Annotated in this window: 20 protein-coding genes and 1 pseudogene; 14 read left to right on the top strand and 7 right to left on the bottom strand. The window is 38.9% G+C overall.

The window, feature by feature from the left end:
* Positions 1-11: 11 nt before the first annotated feature.
* On the bottom strand, positions 12-1496 hold the full coding sequence (locus RRG12_RS33715) for an amidohydrolase family protein (protein WP_420762223.1): 1485 nt from the start codon (positions 1494-1496) through the stop codon (positions 12-14).
* A gap of 117 nt (positions 1497-1613) precedes the next feature.
* On the opposite strand from RRG12_RS33715, the gene RRG12_RS33710 reads away from it, so the two are divergent.
* The 3 genes from RRG12_RS33710 to RRG12_RS33700 all read left to right on the top strand — a co-directional run bounded on the left by RRG12_RS33710 (position 1614) and on the right by RRG12_RS33700 (position 4120).
* On the top strand, positions 1614-2408 hold the full coding sequence (locus tag RRG12_RS33710) for an aspartyl/asparaginyl beta-hydroxylase domain-containing protein (RefSeq protein ID WP_420762232.1): 795 nt from the start codon (positions 1614-1616) through the stop codon (positions 2406-2408).
* A gap of 267 nt (positions 2409-2675) precedes the next feature.
* Complete coding sequence (locus RRG12_RS33705) at positions 2676-3683, top strand: zinc-binding dehydrogenase (protein WP_420762222.1); 1008 nt, start codon at positions 2676-2678, stop codon at positions 3681-3683.
* 38 nt (positions 3684-3721) lie between these two features.
* Positions 3722-4120, top strand: coding sequence for a nuclear transport factor 2 family protein (locus RRG12_RS33700; RefSeq protein ID WP_069074316.1), 399 nt, complete (start codon positions 3722-3724; stop codon positions 4118-4120).
* A gap of 36 nt (positions 4121-4156) precedes the next feature.
* Here RRG12_RS33700 and RRG12_RS33695 read toward each other — a convergent pair whose 3' ends face one another.
* From RRG12_RS33695 to RRG12_RS33670, 6 genes are all read right to left on the bottom strand, one after another.
* Positions 4157-4633: a hypothetical protein gene (locus tag RRG12_RS33695; RefSeq protein ID WP_420762221.1), complete on the bottom strand. Its 477-nt coding sequence runs from the start codon at positions 4631-4633 to the stop codon at positions 4157-4159.
* A gap of 125 nt (positions 4634-4758) precedes the next feature.
* The gene (locus RRG12_RS33690; protein WP_420762220.1) at positions 4759-7155 is read right to left on the bottom strand and encodes a response regulator; all 2397 of its coding nucleotides are present in this window, start codon (positions 7153-7155) and stop codon (positions 4759-4761) included.
* A gap of 662 nt (positions 7156-7817) precedes the next feature.
* Positions 7818-8417 (bottom strand): hormogonium polysaccharide biosynthesis acetyltransferase HpsU, encoded by a 600-nt coding sequence (gene hpsU, locus RRG12_RS33685; protein ID WP_420762219.1) that lies wholly within the window; start codon positions 8415-8417, stop codon positions 7818-7820.
* A 95-nt stretch (positions 8418-8512) separates the two neighbouring features.
* Complete coding sequence (locus tag RRG12_RS33680; RefSeq protein WP_069074312.1) at positions 8513-9469, bottom strand: glycosyltransferase family 2 protein; 957 nt, start codon at positions 9467-9469, stop codon at positions 8513-8515.
* A gap of 23 nt (positions 9470-9492) precedes the next feature.
* A complete protein-coding gene (locus RRG12_RS33675) occupies positions 9493-10425 on the bottom strand; it encodes a glycosyltransferase (RefSeq protein WP_420762218.1) in 933 nt (310 codons plus the stop codon).
* A gap of 134 nt (positions 10426-10559) precedes the next feature.
* Positions 10560-11387, bottom strand: coding sequence for a hypothetical protein (locus tag RRG12_RS33670; RefSeq protein WP_069074310.1), 828 nt, complete (start codon positions 11385-11387; stop codon positions 10560-10562).
* A gap of 215 nt (positions 11388-11602) precedes the next feature.
* On the opposite strand from RRG12_RS33670, the gene cobU reads away from it, so the two are divergent.
* The 11 genes and pseudogenes from cobU to RRG12_RS33615 form a co-directional block, all read left to right on the top strand.
* Positions 11603-12178 (top strand): bifunctional adenosylcobinamide kinase/adenosylcobinamide-phosphate guanylyltransferase, encoded by a 576-nt coding sequence (gene cobU / locus RRG12_RS33665; RefSeq protein ID WP_420762217.1) that lies wholly within the window; start codon positions 11603-11605, stop codon positions 12176-12178.
* A gap of 52 nt (positions 12179-12230) precedes the next feature.
* Entirely contained in the window at positions 12231-12650 is a 420-nt protein-coding gene (locus RRG12_RS33660; protein WP_069074308.1) for a hypothetical protein, read from the top strand.
* A gap of 558 nt (positions 12651-13208) precedes the next feature.
* A complete protein-coding gene (locus tag RRG12_RS33655) occupies positions 13209-13460 on the top strand; it encodes a CTB family bacteriocin (RefSeq protein WP_084227372.1) in 252 nt (83 codons plus the stop codon).
* A gap of 131 nt (positions 13461-13591) precedes the next feature.
* Entirely contained in the window at positions 13592-13843 is a 252-nt protein-coding gene (locus RRG12_RS33650) for a CTB family bacteriocin (protein ID WP_069074306.1), read from the top strand.
* A gap of 166 nt (positions 13844-14009) precedes the next feature.
* Entirely contained in the window at positions 14010-14255 is a 246-nt protein-coding gene (locus RRG12_RS33645; RefSeq protein ID WP_069074305.1) for a CTB family bacteriocin, read from the top strand.
* Between the two features lie 286 nt (positions 14256-14541).
* Positions 14542-14838, top strand: coding sequence for a hypothetical protein (locus RRG12_RS33640; RefSeq protein ID WP_420762216.1), 297 nt, complete (start codon positions 14542-14544; stop codon positions 14836-14838).
* Between the two features lie 121 nt (positions 14839-14959).
* Positions 14960-17110 carry a peptidase domain-containing ABC transporter gene (locus RRG12_RS33635; RefSeq protein ID WP_069074303.1) on the top strand — a complete coding sequence of 717 codons (2151 nt, stop codon included), beginning with the start codon at positions 14960-14962 and terminating at the stop codon, positions 17108-17110.
* A 217-nt stretch (positions 17111-17327) separates the two neighbouring features.
* A complete protein-coding gene (locus RRG12_RS33630) occupies positions 17328-18731 on the top strand; it encodes an HlyD family secretion protein (RefSeq protein WP_420762215.1) in 1404 nt (467 codons plus the stop codon).
* Positions 18732-19053: 322 nt separating this feature from the next.
* Positions 19054-19713, top strand: coding sequence for a hypothetical protein (locus RRG12_RS33625; RefSeq protein ID WP_420762214.1), 660 nt, complete (start codon positions 19054-19056; stop codon positions 19711-19713).
* A gap of 316 nt (positions 19714-20029) precedes the next feature.
* Positions 20030-20707, top strand: a complete 678-nt coding sequence (locus tag RRG12_RS33620) for a response regulator transcription factor (RefSeq protein ID WP_069074300.1) — start codon at positions 20030-20032, stop codon at positions 20705-20707.
* A 295-nt stretch (positions 20708-21002) separates the two neighbouring features.
* A pseudogene (locus RRG12_RS33615) lies at positions 21003-21947 on the top strand (histidine kinase); the annotation flags it as partial.
* Between the last annotated feature and the right edge of the window lie 907 nt (positions 21948-22854).

The raw sequence follows: 22854 nt of genomic DNA, 5'->3' as shown, positions 1-22854 counted from the left end.
CAGCAAGGTTTCTATGTGGCCATTCTAGAAGGTCTTTTTAAATAACGTCCAATAGGTGAACCTAGAACTTTCCCATTGTTGCAAATCAAGTTTCCGCGCAGAAAAGTACTCTTCACCTTTCCAGTTAATTCCACTCCTTCAAAAGGTGTATAACCTTGTTGTGACTCTGACTCAGCAGCACTTACCACAAAGCTTTCATTTGGGTCTAACAGCACCAAGTCAGCATCATAACCAATAGCAATATCGCCTTTTTCTAACAAACCAAAGCGTCGGGATGGGTTCCAAGATAGCAATTTAGCCATCTGGTTGTAAGACATCCCCCGCTTACTACCTTCACTAAACACACCAGAAAGTAAATATTCTGTACCGCCAAAACCAGACTTTGCTAACCAAATATTATTCGGGTCTTTAACATTTCTTTTTTGTTCAGCAGAACAGCAAGCATGGTCACTAACTATCCAATCTACTTGATTGTTGAGTACTGCTTGCCATAAATATTCAACATCAGCACGGGGACGAATAGGAGGGTTGACTTTTGCCCAAATCGTATTAGGAGTATCGACATCTAACAACAAATGTCCAACAGTAACTTCTCGCCGAAAGTTGATATGAGGAAAAGCAGCTTGCATAGTTAAAGCTGCTTCCATTGCTTTACGCGAACTCAAGTGCAATAAATTAATATTTGCACAGTTAGTCTCGTTTGCTAAATAAGCAGCAATGCAAATTGCTAATCCTTCGGAATGAGGTGGACGCGCTGCACTATAAGCGTGTAATCCGCTCAGACTAGAGTCATTTTCAACTATTTTGGTATAAGCATTTAGAATTTCTGCAACTTCGCAGTGCAAACTCAAGCTGATAGTATCTCGCGCTTCTGGATGTTTTTCCATCAAGCGAGTTAGACCGCGCATAATAAATTCAAAATGGGCGAAATCATACCGTTCCTCTTTATTAATCATTAAAAAGAGGTTTTGCTGGTCTGACAAACCATGCAATCCATAGCCGCCATAAAACATGAATATTTTAAACGAAGATACACCGTGTTCTTCAAACAATAAAGGTATTTCGTCGATATGCTGGCTAGCTATAGGTGCGATGTGATAGCTGTAATCTACAAAAAAATTACCTGCGGATAAAGCCAACACCTCTGGAAAAAAATCGCGGTAGGAGCCGCCTTTGTTGAGGTAATACTGCCCTGTACGGATATAATTTAAGCTGGTAGTTACGCCTCCCATTGCGGCTGCTTTGGTTTCAGTTACAGCATCTTTGTCGAGAGATTGATAGATACCGATGTGCATGTGGGCATCTACGACCCCAGGAAAGCCCAGTAAATTTTTGCCATTAAATACCTCTTTGCCTGTGTCTGGGCTAATATTAGGGGCAATCTGAGCAAATTTTCCATCCTTAATTCCTAAATCAAGTAGTTCGATTGCATCCTGATGGGGACGAACTACCCGCACATTTTTGATAATTTGATCTAATACGGGAGTTTCAGACACAGTAGACCTCACACTAAAATGAGTTTAGTTAGAAATTCCAACATCGAATCGAGACGAAGACCAAATCCCATCATTATATAACGGTTTTTTATGAAATCACCTTCAGGGGAAAAGACAATGGCAAGTTTTAATGAGTATCATATAGACCCAAAGGAATTTACTTTTCTGAAAAGTTTTGAAGATAACTGGCAAGTGATTAGAAATGAGTTTACATCCTTTATTAAGGATGCATCTGATGACGAGTTAAAAGTAACTTATGATATTTTGGGGCCTAAAAGTCAAACGATTAAAACCAAGGGTGATGCAAAATATAGTGCTTTTGGTATTTTATTTCAAGGTATGTTTATTGAACAATATATTAAAGCGTATCAAATACAATATCCTGATTATGGGTCAGATGATGCATCACAAAAAGCACTTGCATTAAGAGAGAAATATTTCCCAAATTTAGCTCAGGTGATAGAAAAAGTTAACTTTGGTGATGATGAGATAATTAGAAACGTGTATTATGGTACATTCCATCCAGGCTTGGATATCAAGCTGCATGTGAACTATAATCCTCACATGAATCGTGGCTATCTAGGATTAATCGTGCCAGAGGGAGATGTGGCTATGAAAATATGCCATGAACAGCTTTATTGGTATGAAGGAAAATTTCTGGTTTTAGATCACAGCTATCCACACTGTCCGCATAATTACACTAATTATGATCGAACTGTCTTGGTTGTAGACTTTTTTAAACCGGATAAACCTAGAGAGGAAGTCATCCGATTTGAGAAAGAACAAATCAGACAACGGATGCAAGATAATCCTTACAGTTTAGGTGTTTTTGGTAAAAGCGATAAAGCTAAAAAAGAAGATTTCATCAAGTATGGTTTAGCTCATCAGTTAGAGTGGGATAAAGCTTTATAGTAAAATTTAGCACCCAGAAGTCAGAAGTCAGAAGTCAGAAATCAGAATTTAAAAGGAGTACAGCATGATTATTACCTTTATGTATCAAATTTTCTCCTATTTTTTAACTACTCTGAATTCTGTTAGCGATAGCGGGGCGTTTAGCCCATTCTGACTCCTGAATTCTTACGCTTTATAAGTATTAGTAATTCACGTTAAATTGTTGATGGTGCGTTAGCTGAAAGCATAACGCATCCTCCATTTATATTTGTGATATAAGACTGGTAAATGAACTCAAAAACTTACAGAAAATTAAGAGCAAAGCAACTTAATCAAGATTTTAAATCTGCCGTTGAAATTGTCGAAATTTCTATTTCCCAACCTGCGGCTAGTGAACTTGTAATTCAAAACAAATTTGCTGGCGTTAACGGTGGCTTTGACACGTTACTTTGTCATGGTGATGTTCCCTATATTAACTTAATTCCTCCCTTCGATTTAGGTGTGGAAGCTGTAGGGACAGTTATCGCGATGGGTGAAAATGTCAAAGATTTCCAAATAGGTGATGCTGTAGTCACGACTTGGCGGGGTGGCGGCTATCGAGAATATCAGGTTATCGATGCAAACTTAGCAGTGAAGGTGCGGGAAGCAACACCAGAATTGCTAACACTAATGCCTACAGGTGTATCAGCTTTGGTGGCATTGGAACAAGTAGGGGAAATGAAAAGTAATGAAGTGGTTTTAGTGACAGCAGCAGCAGGAGGAACTGGTCATATTGCGGTGCAATTGGCAAAGCTAGCTGGTAATCATGTCATTGGTACTTGTAGTTCTGAGGCGAAGGCAAAGTTACTAAGAGAACTAGGGTGCGATCGCATTATCAACTATCGCACAGAAAATCTCAATCAAGTCCTCAAGCAAGAATACCCTAATGGGATTAATTTAATTTTTGACTGTGTAGGTAAAAGTGTATTTGATACCTGCGTTGAAAACTTGGCGGTGCGGGGACGATTAGTAGTGGTGGGTTTCATCTCCGAATACGTAAATAGCGCAGAACAAATTACACAGCCACGCCTTTATCACCAGTTATTTTGGAAAGCAGCTTCCGTGAGAGGCTTTCTCATGTCACATTATAAAGAATATATGACAGAGGCACGCGATCGCCTTTTAAACCTGTTCTACACAGACAAACTCAAAATTGCCGTTGACCCAAGCCAGTTTCAAGGCATAGAATCAATACCCGACGCTGTACAATATCTCCTCAGTGGTCAGAATTGTGGCAAAGTAGTTGTGAGGTTTTAAGTAACACAGTATCAGTTTATATCCAGTTGGTGGTGATAATGACACAAGATTCAGAAAATACTTTAAAAGTTGCTCGACAGGCATTTGAGCATCTTACGCATGGTATGTCAACAGGAGAGTGGGAAGCATTATTAGATATGCTCACAGAAGATTTTACCCTTTGGTTTCCAATGGGCAAATTCCACGGTTCAAATGTGGGAAAAGAGCGAGCTAGAGAATTTTTCGAGTACGTTTTTGAATCGTTCAATCCTGGTTTGAACCTGACTGGTTTAGACCGTGTTACTAGTAATGAAACGACGGCTGTCTTTGAGTTTCGAGATGAGGGACTTTTGTTTGGACAGCTTTATAAAAATCGGGTAGCAGTTTCCTTTGATGTCCGTGGAGACAAGATTTGTGGTTATAGGGAATACTTTGGCAGCGATGGTAAATCGTATTAAATAATTCGTAATTACAAATTATTTAATTTACTTTTTTTAGTTTCTTTCATGGTTGAGTTCGTTGATTTCTTTGCACTTCGCCTCTGCGGCTTGATATGCTGCTAAATAATCTTGACCACCCAACATTATATCACCGTAATATTCATAAGGTGGATCACCATAGATTGGCAATGGTTCATCTTCTGGATAATCTTCTTTTGATTCTTCAATGATGGCTTTCAGTTTTTTAACGGTCAGCCTTTGTGCTGCAAAATACCAGAGTTCTTCGGGTTTTTTGTTCAGGTGCGGTAATGTAGGATCGATAATGCGGACATCGGAGGCGTCGCCTACCTCAATCCAACTGTGTTCAACCGGTCTATATGGCTTCCCAGCAAAAGCCAAAAATCCCTGAATGTATCTTGCTCCCTCAGTGGATAATGCTGCTTTGTAAGCATTATCAAACGGAGTACTAGCTCTGCTGTTTATCTGTTCAGCAGTTTTGATTGACAGCGTTTCATCCAATAGTTTGTTCATCAATAGTAAGGATTAGAGCAGCCATAAAAATATATTACCACTGCTATTTACAATTTTGCTTGGACATTGATTATTCACTTTGAACTAAAGACAAATAGCAAATGACCAATGACAAATGACAACCTCTACTTTGTGTTAATCACCATCTGTAAATTTATTAACAAGTCGCTTGAGGTGTAAGGCTTAGATAAAAGGGTTTTGACGCTATTACCGAGTATTTTAATCATTTCATGATTAGAGGCTAATCCACTAACACCAATAATTTTGATGTCGGGATTAATTTTTTTCAACACATTGATAGTTGTTGGGCCATCCATACATGGCATCATCATATCAATCAACACTACACTAATTTCTTGTTGATGTTCTGTATAAAGTGCGATCGCATCAATACCATCACTAGCCACCAAAACTTTATAGGCATTTTTTTCTAACCAGGTTTGAGTAACCTCTCGAATTGAATCTTCATCATCAACAACGAGAATCAATTCTCCATGACCTGCGGGTAATTCCTGCTCTCCAGCTAATTTCTTATCTGCATCGATTGTCTGCGTCACGGGTAAGCAAACTTGAAACTCTGTACCCTTCCCAACTTCAGTAACTACATTCACAAAACCATTGTGGCTTTTGATAATACCAAGCACTGTTGAAAGACCAAGCCCTGTGCCTTTACCCAGTTCCTTGGTTGTGAAAAATGGCTCAAAAATTCTATCTACTATTTCTCTGTTAATTCCTGTACCTGTATCACAGATGCTAATCATTACATAAGAACCTACCTTAGCATCAATATTCATTCGGGCATAGTTGCTATCAACCCAGAAATTCTTTGCAGAAATCTCTAGAATACCCCCATAAGGCATAGCATCACGAGCATTAATACAGAGGTTCATCAGCACTTGGTGTAACTGAGTAGCATCGCCAAAGATATTCCATAAGTTTTGCCCAGGAACATCAATGCGGATTTCAATAGCTCTGGAAAATGTTTGCTTAACAATCTTTTCAATTTCAGAAATTAAATATCGCACATGTAAGGTTTTAAAGTTACCTACAGAGCCGCGTGAAAACCATAGCACTTGTTTAACTAAATCTGCCGCACGTTTAACGTTTGTTTCCATAATTGTCAGCCATTGCTGACTTTTCTCATCAGGAAGTTTTGCTTCTAAAAGTTGTACTGTCATCATCATTGGTGTCAGCGCATTATTGAGATCGTGGGCGATACCACTTGCCAGAGTGCCAAGACTTTCCATCCGCTGGGCCCGGAGAAACTGTGCTTCGAGTTGCTTTTTTTCTGTAATATCGGAGTTGACAATCAGTATAGATTTGGCTTGTCCCTCATCATCATTTACTAGTGTCCAGCGGCTAGCAACGATAATTTCTTTGCCTTCTTTTGTGACTTGATGTAATTCACCTTGCCATGAACCACTCTCAACTAAAGCTTCCTGGATGTTTTTCAGTTGGCAAAAACTTTGCTTTCGATATAAAAGCTGATTGGCATTTTTGCCTAGTGCTTCTTCTAACATCCAACCGTAGAGATGTTCAGCCCCTTTATTCCAAAATTGAATTTGGTTAACTAAATCTTGAACGATAATCGCGTCTGTGGTGATATCGAGCAAAGCAGCTTGTTCACGGATTTTCTGTTCTGCATTTTTGCGATCGCGTAGCGCAGCTTGCTGTTCGGTAATATCAATTATAAAGCCCGCCATCCGAGCAACTTTGCCTGTAGAGTCTAAAAAGATATACCCGTTATCCTCAACTGTGATGTAAGTGCCATCTTTGCGACAGATGCGAAATTCAAGGTGGAATCGCTCTTTTGTGGATAAAACGCGGTTAATCTCTTTGTTAAAGAAGTTTCTATCATCAGGATGAATTAACTCTACGCAACGCTTCAAACCTCCTAACATCTCAGGCATAGAGTAACCTAATATTCGCTCTACATTGCCACCATATATAATATCGTTGGTATGCAAATGCCAGTCATAGAGAATCTGACCACTCGCTTGAATTATTGCTTGATAGCGATTGTTCCACTCGTCTAATGCATTTGAATGACATCGCAGTTTTTCCTCTACCTGCTGGCGCTCAAAGATTTCCATCTCTAAACGCTTATTTTGCTCTGTGAGTTTTTTTGTGAGGTTTCGTAAACGTAAATGGGTATTTAGTCTAGCTAAAACTTCTTCATGTTCTAAAGGTTTAGTGATGTAATCTACTGCGCCAAGATTCAAACCTTTGACTTTATCCACCTTGTCATTCATGGCAGTTATGAAGATTACAGGAATATCTTGAGTGGCTGGATTCTTTTTCAAAAGTCTGCAAGTCTCAAAACCATCGATTCCTGGCATTAATATATCCAATAAAATCAGATCAGGTGATGCATTCTCTGCTGTATTAACTGCAATTTTTCCATCTTCAGCTACTAAAACTTTAAAGCCGTAATACTCTAAAAAATCGAATAATACTTCTAGATTAATAGGATTATCATCGATTATTAAAATGACAGGTTTTTCATTTTTATTAAAATTCATACTTACCTCTTATTAAATTTATTTTAAATTTTATCGAATTTCTTTGTCTTTAAAATCTTTTGCAAGATGAGGAAAATGGGTGACAATCGGCTTTTTAGATATGCACGAATTTTGGACTTGAAAGCAAAAAGATTTAATTAAAAGTAAACTATTTCCAGAGAATAGCAATCTGATTTGATTCCTGAATCACTCGTAGATATAGGAAATAGGGAATAAAGGTGTACTGAGTTTTTTTTGTTCTGGGTTAGAGCACTGAAATTGAGAATTCAATGTCGGCGATGCCTGCGGTTTTTACTAGCCTACGCTACTTGCAATTTTAGCTTGCCTATTCACCTATCGCCGATCAATCAAAATCTTCTGAATATAATAATTACCGATTTTGACAAGTACTTAACTTCTTATGAGAGTAAACGCTTTCAGTATATAGCGATCGCACTTTTATTCTCTTCCCAAAAGCAAATCAATATGTCGCAAAAGTAGGGGCGCAAAGCTAGCTGTACGCCCCTACTAAGTAAACAAAAATAGCTCAAACTATGTTAAGCAATGTAAATAAATTTAATTCTATTGGTTTGTAGTAAGTGGCTCCAGCCTCTACTACAAACCTGAGCAAATCACAGGGCGATTTAAAACCACCACCAAATTTTTAATTTGGGGCTGCTTATTCAGGAGTGATCTGAATCCCCAATCGAGGTAAAACCTTCTGCCTCCTTCAACCGAACCGTCTTAGGACGACAGGGGCTTCCCCAACAAACTTGCCCAGAGGGCATATTAGTAAAAACACTACTACGAGCGCCAATTACAGCATTAGCCCCGATTTGTACTCCTGGCCCAACGAAACAATCTGCCGCTACCCATGCACCATTGTCAATAGTGATACTCGCTGTTTTCAACCCAAAAGCAGGGTCTTGGATATCATGACTACCAGTACACAGATAGCTTTTTTGGGAAATTACGCAGTGTTCACCAATATGAATTTGATCAAGGCTGTATAAAACTACGTTATCACCAACCCAACTGTAGTTGCCAATAGTGACTTTCCAAGGATAGGTGAAGCGGGCGGTGGGTCGAATTAATACGCCTTTGCCGATACGAGCGCCAAATAATCGTAGCAAAGCACAACGCAGAATATTTAACGGTTGAGGAGTGAGAGGAAAAGCGATCGCTTGTACAAACCACCATAATAATACATACCAACTTGGACGCCCCCGGTCAAACCAAGATTGGTCATATTTACGTAAATCTACGAAAGGGTCATTAGTCATTCAATTTTGGATTTTAGATTTTGGATTTTAGATTTTAGATTTTAAATTTTTCCTTCAATCCAAAATTCAAAATTCAAAATCTAAAATTGGCAGAGTTAGGAGTCAATGGTTAATAGCTTTCCTTCTGCTCCCCTGCTTCCCTGCTCCTCTGCTTCCTCCTTCGGGGTTGTTGCAGTATTTAAGTGACCACCACAATTGCGTAATTCGTAAAGTTTTACGCCAATTTGATATTCATATTGACTCAGCAAACGTGCATAGATATATCCTGCTTTGCCATCCAAAAAACCACGTTGAATTATATAAAATAAAACAAACCGCAAAAGGGGTTTAAATGGCAGGTGTACCCACACTTTTTTCAAAAAGCGCTTGCGTTGTACGGCATCACCAAATAGATTCGCGCCGATAGTACCGCTATCATCTTTACCTGTGAGAATATTAAAATAAACACTGGCTTCCCAGTTGGAGTAACGGTTGTGCCGTTCTAACCAGTGGTAAAGGTCGCGGAAGTCTTCGTGAAGCATATCATTTTTGAGATACCCAACTTTCCCCTGCAAAATCACGTGTTCGTGAACTTCGTTATCACCAGTATTAGGAATATCTTCTGTATTTAGATTTTCGTAGCGACCTTTTTTATGCTGAAATAAACGTAGATTCCAATCGGGATATTTACCACCATAGCGAATCCATTTTCCTAAGAAAAATACACGGCGGTTCAGATAATAACCTGTATATTCATTGTTTTGAATTGCTTGGTCAATTTCTTCCCAAAGTTCGGGGGTGATGCGCTCATCGCAATCTACAATTAGTACCCATTCGTTGCGAAAAGGTAGATTCTCTAAAGACCAATTTTTCTTTTTAGGCCAGCGTCCATTGAAGTTGAATTGCACGACATTTACACCGTGACTTTTAGCAATTTCAATGCTGTTGTCGGTACTTTGAGAATCTACTACAAATATTTCATCTGCTCTGCTAAGGCTAGTAAGGCACGCAGGCAAATTTACTTGTTCATTTTTAGCTGGAATTAGTACTGAAACTGGTATTTTAGATGACATACGTGTATAAATTATGTTATTGGTTATTTCTTATTTGATGTAGATAAAAGACCTTGAATAGCAGCATTTAAGTAACCAATCTGACCGTAAGCATAAACAAGTTTGTCAAACCGTTCTGCGGGATCAGAGAAATATTGCAATGCCTTATACAAGCCGCGTACAAACCGTTCGCTACCTCGCTGCAATTGAGCGATCCCAGCTTTACCAGCGAGTTGTTCTCGATAACATTCACTGATACCTTGCCACCAGCCTCGGTTTAAAAACCAGGAGCGTTGGAGGCGCTCTGGGGCTACATTGTGAGCGACTAGTGCTTCGGGAAGATAAGCGACTTGCCAACCACGCTGTAGGGCAAATTCGGTCATTTGCAGTTCTTCATTTGATAATAGATTTTTCCCTACTCGACCGAGATGTGGATCAAAACCGCCAATTTCTTCTAGGAAACTGCGGCGGATGGAGTAATTTAAGCCTCTGGGTGTTGAGCCAGGTTGCTCAATGTAGATGTTACTGTCACCCAAGTCGTATGCACCCAAATTTGCAGCTAGGCCTGGAGATAGCCACCGTGGTTGTTGAATTCCTGGGGGCCAGATGAGAGTAACTTTACCTCCTGCGATCGCAAGCTTAGAGTTATTGTAATAGGCAAAATATAAAACTTGTAACCAGTGAGGGCAGGCAACAGCATCATCATCCAGATAAGCAAGAATATCACCACTGGCTACTTTTGCACCCGTGTTGCGAGCGACAGATAAGCCAATGGTGGGTTCAAAAACATATTTCAGGCGCGGATTGTGGGCCCTTTCTTCTACAACTTCACGAGTGCGATCGCTAGATCCATTATCAATTACCACAATTTCAAAGTCAGCAGCAAAATCTTGCGCTAAAAGACTATCAATTGCAGCCCCTAAATAGGTATCTCGATTGTGGGTACAGATAATGGCAGAGATTTGGGTGTCTGGCATGGATTTAATTTTGGATTTGAGATTTGGGATTTTAGATTAAAATCTTAAATCCAACGCACAACTGCTGAGAGTTAATCTAAACCAAAAGTTACCGACCCACCAACCGAGTTTCTTCGGAAATAATCTTTAAAACTTCACGTTTGTTGAATATGACTGTGTAAAACTACAAGAGTTTGGGCTAGTTGACTAAGGCGGGTTTCCAAAGATTGCTTGCGCCCTAACAGTTGACGTAACTTTTGGTAACGAGCGATCGCCATGCTAACATTGGGAACCTGATCCGCTGGACATGGACGCGACCAGACTTTACCAGTGTCGTCCACACCACAGAGGCGGTAGCCAGTAATAGATGATTGATAAGATACTTTCCCACCACTGGCGCAAATTTCTTCTACGTAGTTCATCAGGCGGTCAACTTCTGCATGGCGCAGTGTTGCGGTTCCTCCTGGTTCTGGTTCGGTGGGATTGGATTCTAACCAGCCATTGACAATTGGACCTTCTAAGTAAATATCCTGAATTTGCTTCAAAATATTTTGCAATTCTGTTTGCCAACCGGCGACAGTTTCCTGAATTTCTTGCAATAGATTCATCGCCAATCCTGGATTAGCACCGTGGCGATGATTACTAAAGGTCGGAGTTTTCAACTTGGGTAGGCTGGGTGTTTTGCCACCATTATCTTCTGCTTGAAAGGTCTGCACAGAGTCGTGGTGAGGAAAGAAATTTTGCTCGTGAGAATAATCACTCTCAGTATCTACACCCAAGTCAATTGTTTGTTCTTGTGTATTTAGTTCCCCATTCTGAGATGATGGAGTTTGTTTATTTTCTGTGGGTTCGTTGGCTCCGACGCTGATTCTAAAAGAGAAAGGCCGTTTTGTCGTCGAATCACCTGTTTCAGCGGCAGAGGCAGTGCCGCGATTGCCTAAATCGTGTAGAGTTGCTTCAATGCGTTTTAAGCCTGCGTTCATAAAAACATCCTAAAGTTTGCTGTCCCCAGTAGTATTGAATAATTAAAAATGGGGTTGTTGGGATTTTCGGCTTTTGCCAATTGTGGCATCAATGATGCTGGTGCTAATTTTATCCCTTAAAAGTTATTTGAAACCAAAAATCTCACCGATGAAAGAAAAAACTTTAGTGATAAATTGCAACCCTAGCATATTGTTAAAATACTCAGGAAACCATTTTGGGTAAAATCATCTTAGTAACAGGGCCAGCACGATCTGGTAAAAGTGAATGGGCGGAAACTCTGGCCATGCAGTCAGGAAAAGCAGTTGTTTACGTAGCAACAGCCACCGATAACCCAGATGATCAAGAGTGGCATCAACGCATTCTAGATCACCAACAACGTCGTCCCGAAGACTGGGAAACTTTATCTGTACCTGTGGAGTTGTCTGCTACCCTGGCTGATGCGAAACCCCATAACTGCCTTTTAGTTGATTCTTTAGGAACTTGGGTTGCTAATCTTCTGGAACAGGACGAATCTAGCTGGGAAAACATTCTTGCAGAGTTGTTAGAGACGGTGGATTTGGTTGCTGCTGATATAGTGTTTGTAGCAGAAGAGGTAGGTTGGGGTGTAATACCAGCTTATCCCCTTGGAAGGATGTTCCGCGATCGCCTGGGTTCTTTAGTGCGCCAGCTAAGTGTATTCAGCGAAACTGTTTATTTAGTTACTGGTGGTTATGTTCTTAATCTCAGCGTCCTTGGTTCGCCATTGCCAAATAGAGAAGATGCTGGAACATTCAGGAGTCAAGATTCTTAACTCTTGATTCAAATTAATCCAAAATCTAAAATCTAAAATCTAAAATTGTAATATGGCAACCAAACAAGAAGTTAGAGGATACCTTGCCTACTGGTTTCAGTTGGGTAAGAAAGTAATTACGGGCAACGGTAAGGCAAGCCTTTTGCCTGAATCGGTGCTAAATGGCGATCGCTATAGTGAAGAATTTGAAGAGTGCTGGCAGAAAATTATCTCACCAGAATCGGGTGACTGTTACCTAGAAGGTACATACGAAACCATTGCTGAACTGTTGACACCAGCATGGGATATGCTGCCTTGTGGTCGTTGCAATATGCCAGTAGCAGCGCGAAACGTCGGAATGCCGGCATTATTATGCCCCTGTAATGATTTACCTAACTGGCCTAATACCGAATTGCCAGCACCGCGAGAGCCAATTAAAACTCAAGACAGACTCAAAACAATTCGCGATCGGCTTGTAGATAATATTGCATAAACAAACAACCAAGTTTTAAATCTGATAAGTCTTTTCTAATTATTTGATTATCTTAATATTTCCTGTACTGGCTTTTAGTTCCACTACAGGGTTTTTGTATGTCTGTGTCAGGAGCTATTGCATACAAAATACAAGATTTCAATTTTATATATTTTACTACGGATAATTGGGCAAAAGTTTATTTTTTTACCTTATACCAATTTAAAAAAAGAATGCGACAAATAGACCATTTGTAGAGACGCGATGAATCGCATCTTTATCCAAGGATGTGTTGCAATCATTAATTGAATTGGTATTGTTATTAACAGCCTATTGCAATTTATCATCCTCAAGACAGAGGATAAAACCCTGTTTTTATCCATACGTATTTTTAGGACAGACTACTGGCTTAATTGTGCAACAACTTTTTATAAACATGGAAACTAAGTTTGCATAAAAAGCAAATGACTATTCTAATTGCTTACCTCTATTGTATTAACAAGCGACGAGTTGAGGCGCAAAAAGCGCAATCACCTAATAGCTAAAAACTCATCTAAATAAATTACGAGGTTTGTAATTATGTCTAACGTATTGTTTACCGAATTATCCAACGAGCAACAAGAAATTGTAGCTGGCGGTGTTGATTTTCAACTAGATGCAACTTTTTTCGCAGCGCGGGAAAATGTTCTTAATGGTGGTACTAGTTCTGATCCTAGTGGCAGTACTGCTGACTCAAATGGTAGGTCTACAGAGATTGCAACTGCTGGACTAGCTTTTTTAGCCTTGGGTGCTAATGACATTCCCGAAATTTCCAAAGGATACGGTCATTAAGTTGAGCAGCTAAAAAAGAGCAATCAATTAATACATGAGTTAGACAAAATTAATCTTCTAAGTCTCTGCCACAAACTCATGTAGCTCTAAAGGTTCATTAAATAAAAACAAAAACTAGGAGCTTTACAGCTATGTCTCATGAATTGTTTACCGAATTATCCAACGAGCAACAAGAAGTTGTAGCTGGTGGTGTTGATTTTCAACTAGATGTCAGTTTTTTCGCAGGAGAGGAAAATATTCTCAATGGCGATAGTAGTTCTGATCCTCATGGCAGTACCGCTGATTCTAACGGTAAGTCTACAGAGATTAAGACTGGTGGACTAGCTTTCTTAGGCTTAGGTGCTCATGACACTCCTGATATTTCCAAAGTATACAGCTATTAAGTTAGTAGCTAAAAACCGACAATCAACTAATGCATGAGTTCAATGAAAATAGTTTCAAAACAAAGGACTTAGATAGAATGACAAAATCAATCTTTCAAGCCTTAGTCACGAACTCATGTAGTTAATACTAAACGTTCATCAAATCAAAAGTAGGAAGTTTGCAGCTATGTCTCACGAATTGTTTACAGATTTATCCAACAAGCAACAAGAAGTTGTAGCTGGTGGTGTCGATTTTCAAATAGATGCTACTTTTTACAACGCTAGTGAAAATATTCTAAATGGCAGTAGTTCTTCAGGGCCACATGGCAGCACCGCTGAATCTAATGGTAAGTCTAAAAATATTAAGACTGCTGGACTAGCTTTCTTAGCCTTAGATGCTAATCACATTCCTAACCTTTTAGACGACCACTAAAAAATAATCCACAGAGGCGTTGTTTAAAACTTCTGCATTGGGAACATTAGCGGCACACTTAAAAACAACTTGGTACTAAAGATTTTACGGATGACCCATAATAAGACGATTATATGGGTCATTTTTTGTTCCAAAGGAGTATCTGATATTTCGCTGTTGTAGTTTTGTGGTTTTCAACATTAATTATCTTTGGGTGCTTACAACGTTACTACGTCAAAAAATTTGATTATTTTGCTGTTCATGCTGTTGCAAACTGTTTAGAATGCCAAAGTATAGAGCTAATACTATGTCTAACGATATCACACACCAAAAGCGTGAATTATTTCTTGATTTATCTGAACAAGAGCAAGAAATTGTATCTGCCGGAAGTTTAGTTTCTAATCCTGATTATTTTTTCTTGCAAAGGACAAATATAGAAACTTTTGCCATTAATGAAAGTAATATTTCTGATGGTGATTCTAGTTTCTCTAGTAAGCAAGAAACTGGATATGCGCTTTCACAAACTACGATTGGATTTAGTGGAAAAGGCGGGAGTAGCTTAAGTTTTTGCGATAAATTGTTTCTGATATTTTTATTATGGTGAAAATCATAAATTAGCTTGGTTGATAGCAGATGAATTTAATAGTATTTAGGAATTCAAAAATATCGCAATAGATTGACAACATTTTAGGGTAGCAGTTGTCATTATGTAGGGCAATTTACCAATGAAATACCAGTTTGTTAAACAGCATAGTGAAGAAGACTGCGGAGCTGCTTGTCTTGCTGCTATTGCCAAATATTATGGACGTACTTTTACTCTCAGTCGCATTCGTGAAGCCGTAGGGACTGGGCAATTTGGAACTACTTTATTAGGGTTAAAACGGGGAGCAGAAACACTTGGTTTTAACGCTCGTCCAGTGAAAACTTCCCCAGAACTTCTCAACCGAATGAATGAAGCGCCTCTACCGGCAATTATTCACTGGAAAGGGAATCATTGGGTTGTTTTATATGGTAAAAAAGGCAAAAAATGTTTAGTTGCAGATCCGGCTGTAGGTATTCGCTATCTTTCTCAACAAGAGATAGCAGAAGGTTGGACAGATTGGTTGATCCTTTTATTGGAACCTGATCCAATACGCTTTTTTGCCCAAAAGGATGAGAAAGTTGGCGGATTTTGGCGTTTCTTTAAGCGCGTTTGGATTTATCGCGCTATTTTAGCTCAAGTTTTGCCCCTGAACATAATGTTGGGTTTGCTGTCTTTAGCTTCCCCTTTTCTGCTACAAATTTTGACTGATGATGTGCTGGTTCGAGGTGATACAAAGTTACTTACGACTGTAGCGATCGCAGTTGTGGTGATGAATGTTGTTTCGCGTAGTCTGTCGTTTGTACAGTCTAACTTGATTGCTCACTTTGCACAACGTCTGCAATTAGGGCTAGTTCTAGAATTTGGGCGGCAAATTCTGCGATTACCTCTTTCTTATTATGAAGCTCGTCGTAGTGGTGAAATCGTTAGCCGCCTGCGAGATATTGACCAAATTAATCAGTTAGTTGCTCATTTAATTATCAGTCTACCCAGCCAATTTTTTATTGCATTGATTTCTTTTGGTTTCATGGCTTTTTATAGCTGGAAACTTACAGTAGTGGCCGTATTCATTGCTGTAGTGATGAGCATATCTACAGTAGTATTCCAGCCTACTTTACGCCAAAAGACTCGTGAACTTTTAGTTCAAGAAGCCGAAACACAAGGGGTTTTAGTAGAAACATTTAAAGGTGCTCTTACCCTCAAAACCACCGCATCTAGACCGCAATTTTGGGACGAATTTCAAAGCCGATTTGCTCGTCTTGCTAATGTCACATTTAGCACGATTCAAATTGGAATTATCAATAATACTTTCTCTAGCTTTGTTGCTAGTATTGGTGGCGTTATTTTGCTTTGGTTCGGTGGTAATTTAGTAATTAACCCAGCAGAAAACCTGAGTATTGGGCAATTACTTGCTTTTAACTCAATGAATGGTAATTTTCTGGGCTTAATTGCAACTGTCATCAGTTTTGTTGAAGAATTTACTCGTGCAAAAACAGCTACACAACGCCTCACAGAAGTTATAGACGCTACTTCCGAAAATGAAGGTGATGAGATAAAGCCTTTTGCAGAAATTCCGGGAGATGCTGATATTGTTTGTACAAATATTAACTTTCACTATGCTGGTAGGCTTGATTTAATCGATGACTTTTCTTTAACTATTCCTGGTGGAAAAGTTGTCGCGATTATCGGTAAATCAGGTTGTGGCAAAAGTACTCTAGCTAAATTGATTGCTGGGTTATATCCACTACAATCTGGCAATATTCGGATTGGACTTTATAACCTCCAAGACCTTTCTCTTGATTGTTTGCGTCAACAGGTAGTTCTTGTTCCCCAAGAGCCTCATTTCTGGAGTCGTTCTATTGTAGAAAACTTTCGCTTAGGCGCACCACAGGTTACCTTTGAGCAAATTGTCAGAGCTTGCCAAGTTGCGGAAGCTGATGAATTTATCAGTAAGTTACCTGACAAATATCAAACTGTTTTAGGTGAATTTGGTGCAAATATTTCTGGTGGTCAACGTCAAAGGTTAGCAATAGCAAGAGCCATTGTGACAAATCCATCAGTTCTCATTTTGGATGAATCTACTGGTGGACTTGATCCAGTAAGTGAAGCAGAAGTTTTGGATAAATTGTTTAAGCATCGCTGGGGTAAAACTACGATTTTAATTACTCACCGTCCGAAGGTAGTGAATCGCGCTGATTGGATTGTATTGCTAGATCAAGGTAAGTTGAAAATTCAAGGTTCTTTGGAAGAGTTGCGAACTAAACCCGGAGATCATATAGACTTTTTAATTCCTTGAAGAAGAATTCAGAATTCAGAAGTCAGAATTCTGAATCAATTACTGGGGGAATAAAGCTACAGAAGCACCACTAATTGTAGACCACCAACTTTTGAATTTGGTGGAGACTTAAACCAGTTTATTTATCTACCAACCAGTCCACAGAATTTAATTCTGAATTCTGACTCCTGACTCCTGAATTCTGTTTTGTTAAATATTTCCAATTATTCGGAGAAACATGCTTTACACTCATAATCAAAAATTTTTACCATCGGTTCAAAAGGATGAATTTCTTCCTCCCATTAGTGCTTGGACATCATTAGCTGGAATATTTCTTGTGGGAACGATTGGTTCTGCGATCGCTCTCTCTTCATGGGTTAAATACAATGTCATGGTGGAAACGGCTGCAACTGTTCGGCCCATAGGCGACACCAAGCTAGTGCAACCATCTATTGAGGGAACTGTTGAAACTATCTTTGTGAAAGAAAATCAGATTGTCAAAAAGGGAGAAGCGATCGCTCGTCTCGATACGGAGCAACTGCAAATCAAAAAAAGCCAACTGCAAGGCAATATTGAACAGGGTAGATTGCAACTAGTTCAAATTGATGCCCAAAGTGGCACTTTAGATACTCAGATTCTCGCTGAAAAAAGATTCACCGAACGGAGTGTTGCTTCTGCAAAAGCAGAGTTGGCACGTAACCTACGTGAGTATCAAGAACGACAAGTTACTACTCAAAGCGAATTCCTGGTTTCCCAAGCCAGTTTGCAAAAAGCTAGGGCAAGTTTACAAAAAGCCCAAGCTGATTTAGACTTTGCCAAGATGGATAGCGATCGCTATGAGCAACTAGCACAAGTTGGTGCAATTGGTCGGCGTGAATTTGAGCAAAAAAAACTAGTTGTTGAGCAGAGTAAATTAATACTTGAAGCTGAAAGAATATCTATTGAGATTGCTCAGGCTAAATTGCAATCAGCTAAAGTTGTAGTTAATCCTAGTATGGCAATAATTGCGATCGCTCAAGAACGCATTGCCCAAGAAATTGCTAGAGGCGAAGCAACTATCGCTACTTTAAACCAACAAAAACAAGCTTTAATGCAGCGACAAGTTGAAATGCAAACCCAACTCAAGCAATATCAAAAAGAACTTCAACAAATTGAAACTCAACTACAAAATAGCATCATTCGCGCCACCAGTGACGGTATCATTCTCAAGCTCAATTTGCGAAACCCTGGTCAAGTGGTGCGTGCTAGCGAATCTATTGCTGAAATTGTTCCTCAGAATGCTCCTTTAGTAATTAAAGCAATGATTCCGACCGCAGAGATTAAAAAAGTTGCAGTTGGTCAAAAAGTACAATTGAGAGTTGATGCCTGTCCATATCCTGATTATGGTACTCTCAATGCTGTTGTCAGTGCCATTTCTCCAGATGTAATTACACCTCAAACTAATAATATTAACGTACCGACATCAACTCCTGGTGCTGGCTATTTTGAAGCAACTATTCAACCGGAAATGCTGACATTTGGTAATAAGGCTCATCAGTGTCATATCCAATCAGGGATGGATGCAAAAGCTAATATCATCTCCCAAGAAGAGACAGCACTGCAATTTATGCTGAGAAAGGCCAGACTTACCACTGATCTGTGAGCAGATATGAATGTAATGTCTAGTGTTTACCCACCACAACTTGTTATTGACTGGCATAAATAGGTAAGAGAATTTTGTCCTTTTTATATTCAGCAATGGCGAGAAATCTCACATGAAATGCGTTAGCGATCTACTGTGAAGTTTTCGGAAATCATCATGGCGCTTTTGGGCAACCATTTTGCAAACGTTGACAGTTTTTTTTGGCATAAATATGCCGCGGGTTGCATATAACTTTTTTCTGATGCTACTAAAATAGCTGACATAACAAGATTATGTGAGCGTGGAATTATGTACGCAAATTATACTTTGAATTGTCTACGTTATGTCCCTTGTTCGGTTTCTGACATCTTATCATAGTATTCAACAAGCATTGCAGTGGTGGTCTTCTAGGCAGTCAACAAAGCTGTTTTTAGAAGCAGAAAAAATTCGGGATAATTTATTACAAGACTCTTTTACAATCCGCCGCAACTTAGATTTGTTGTCAGGAGATAATTTAAATTTATCAGACAATAGAATTCAAGAATGCTTAAAGCACATTGATAACTTTCATCACTCTTTAGTGCAATTGAGCGATCGCTTATTTCCAGCATCCCTTCAAGATAGCTTTCCGCTAGCTATTGAGTGCCTATTAGAACCTTGGCTAGCATCGAATTCGCAGTTATATTTTCAAATCGATATGCCAGTCTATTGGCGACATGAGCCAGCAGAACGCAGTCTAATTGTTTTAACAGCTTTAAATGAGTTACTGATCATCTCTTTAGCAGAAGTTTTGGCACCAACATCAATTTATATCAATTTAAAACAACACAGCAACATAGGACAACTAATTGTAGAGATTACCTACCCTAATCTCTCTGCATTTGTTTTACATTCTCGCCTACCAGAATTAAATTATCTTTGTGAAAGTTTTCGGTTATTAACATCAGGTAAATGCTTTAGTCGCACTAGAAATCTAAGCGTTTCTTGGTACTTTCATTGGTAATTACTTTGGTCACCATTTACATATTTAAGACTTACGCACTGTACAACTTAATCATGGTATGTATATACGAAAATGGGTCGTTTCAGCCTTTTATTAATCGTTATTCAATGGTCAGTTGTAGGGGTTTCCTACGACAGATGTGCTTTTTCAAAGAATCCATATTTGGTATTTTCTGTCAATGCGTAAGTCATGATATTTTTAATATTTGCTATAGTTAACCTTCATCAAACAATATAATTTGACAGCAAATAATTGGCTAATGTAGATAAATAAGAGGAAAATTAAAACTGTATGCTCAATCAGCAGGCTATTAATTATGAAACAAGAAATATCCGATAAGTCATTGCTGAAAATTTTGGTAATTGATGACCATGAATCAGTTTTAAGTGGAACGGTAGATATCTTACAAAAACATTATCCTAGTGCTAAAATTGCTACTGCCATAAATGCTAATAATGCTCTCCAACAAATTATTAACCCTGGGCTAGACCTTGTGGTTATGGATCTTTCTATTCCAGAAGATTATGGGATGACAGCGCGACCTGATACAGGTGTTCAACTACTCAGAACTCTTATGAAACACCATCCCAACTTAAATATTATTGTCCAAACTGCTCATGTCAGAACACTAGTGAGAATTAGACTTGATATTGATAGTCATAAAGGAGGTTTTACAGTTGCCGATAAAAGTCTTTCCAGCCAAGAAATGTTAACCAGAGTTGATTGGGCATTACAGGGATTAACTCATACGAAAGATATCAAAGGAATTTATGCAGGATTAGAATTTAAACCAGAGTGGCTTAGAGTACTAACTCTTGCGTTTGGGGAAGGATTACAAGATAAAGCTATTGCCGAACGAATGTGTATATCTGAACGAATGGTGCGTCATTACTGGAGTAAGCTACAAGACGCTTTAGATGTTTATCCTGATGAGGGTAAAAATATTCGTATTCAAACTGAAATACGAGCTAGGGAAGAAGGTTTAATTGATTAGTTAATAATCAATATTTAAGGGTTGTCTGTCATTAGCTTTTAATAGAATTTATTTTTTTATTTATTAAATTGACTTACTAATTACTTTTAGCTAAAGGCTAGGAGACAAGCTTATGCAGCCTGGACTTTTGAAAATAATCAAAAAAGAAATTAGCATTTGGCGTGTAGGTGTATTACCAGGAATTGTAGTTATTGCATTGGTGATAATTGCCCATTTTAGTGGTTCAATGAAATCTTTAGAGTCGATAGCTTTTGATCGTCTTCTCCACCTGCATCCTCAAGAAGTACGGCCCTACCGACCACTTTTAGAAACTTGGAAAGATGAATGGGAATATCTGTGGATTTTTGCCTGGGGTTTTTTAGGAATTGCGATCGCTCGATTTACTAAATCTTCTTTAGCAAATTTGATAATTGTTGGTATAACTAGTGCTATTTTAGTGGTCACGAGTTATTTATTTTTAACTTGGGGTTGGTGGGTTCCAGTAATCCCCACAATTCTTGTCTTGGCTGTAAATGGCATAGAACTTACTGCTTTATATCAATGTGACAAAGTTTTGCGATCGGGACTCAAAGCTAGACAAGATGTCATTGAACGCACATTTGAAACAATTCATAATGGCCCACTACAAAGTCTTGCAAAAGTTTTGAAACTGGTTCGATGCCAAGAATTACCAATAAAAGAATTGCTCCCAGAATTGGAAAAAGAACTGGAGAAATTAAACCATGAACTCCGAGGAATTTATGAGTTTTTACAACGAGAACCTCCAACTCAAGACAATAGTCTTTATTTAGGAAATACTTTAGTATTAAATTTGCAAGACCCCCTTCACGAAATTCTCTATCAAGTTTACAGCTATACCCTAGCGCGAGACTTTCCCTGCTTTAGAAGCATTAAAATTAAAATCCGTACCTTTGAGCCGATAGATGAGCGATGCTTAAGCATTGAACAAAAGCAAGGACTCTGCCGATTTTTAGAAGAGGCTTTGTGCAATGTCGGCAAACACGCCACAGGAGTCACGCGTCTTGAAGTGACTTGCTTTGCATCTGAAGGTTGGTACACTTTGAGCATTATAGATGATGGGTTGGGTATTAACTCATCTAGAGAAGGTCACGGCACGCAACAGTCTAGAAATTTAGCCAAGCAACTTAAAGGTAAATTTCAACGAGTATCCCTTTCTTCTAGAGGGACTATTTGTGAATTGTCTTGGCCTGTAACTAAGTTTTGGTTTAGTAATAAATGATCTCAATCAAGCAGAACAGATATGATAATGCGCGAACTACTGAAATGAATACGCTATATACCAAAATGAGAAAGCATTTAAGCTAAATGAGAAAGCAATATGCCTTTTTGCTTGCTGAATCTACCGAAATGAATACGCGATATACCGAAATGAGAAAGCATTTAAACTAAATGAGAAAGCAATATGTCTTTTTGCTTGCTGAATCTACCGAAATGAATACGCGATATACCGAAATGAGAAAGCATTTAAGCTAAATGAGAAAGCAATATGTCTTTTTGCTTGCTGAATCTACCGAAATGAGAAAGCAATCAGCCTTTTTGCTTTCTAAATATACCAAAATCAGAAAGCAATCAGCAAAATGGCTGACTGAATTTGACTTTATTTATATTGTTCTGATGTAGTAACTGAATAATTACTTATAGCCATTTTCAATCTGGTGAGTACAGGTATGCAAATAGACCTAAGAGGTTGTTTGAAAAGTGTTTCGCTGTGATTTTAGGCACTTTAGATCCCACCTAACCCACGCCAGTCGCTCCACTTGGGGAGACCCCAAGACCGCGCTGGCTCCCCTTAAAAAGGGGGGAACCGGAGTCAAAGTCCCCCTTTTTAAGGGGGATTTAGGGGGATCTAAAACTTTTGATACCGACAAGAGGACTTTTCAAACATCTTCTAACCCCCAACTCGTCGCGGGAAGGGAGAAAATTCAAAGTCTCTCTCCTTTTAGGAGAGAGATTTAGAGAGAAATACAGTTCAGAATGAGCAACAAAACACTTGTAGAGACGGCGATTCATCGCGTCTTCAAAGACAAATTATCTACACCAGTAACCTTAACCTAAGCGTATTGATTTAGAGAGAGGTTTTCCAGATGCCGTGAAAAGTCAGGTCAGATATTGAGTCAGAGACTCAA

It is taken from the genome of Nostoc sp. CALU 546, from assembly GCF_048836525.1.
Note: the sequence above shows the minus strand (reverse complement) of the source record. Positions and strands in the feature narration are given on the sequence as shown.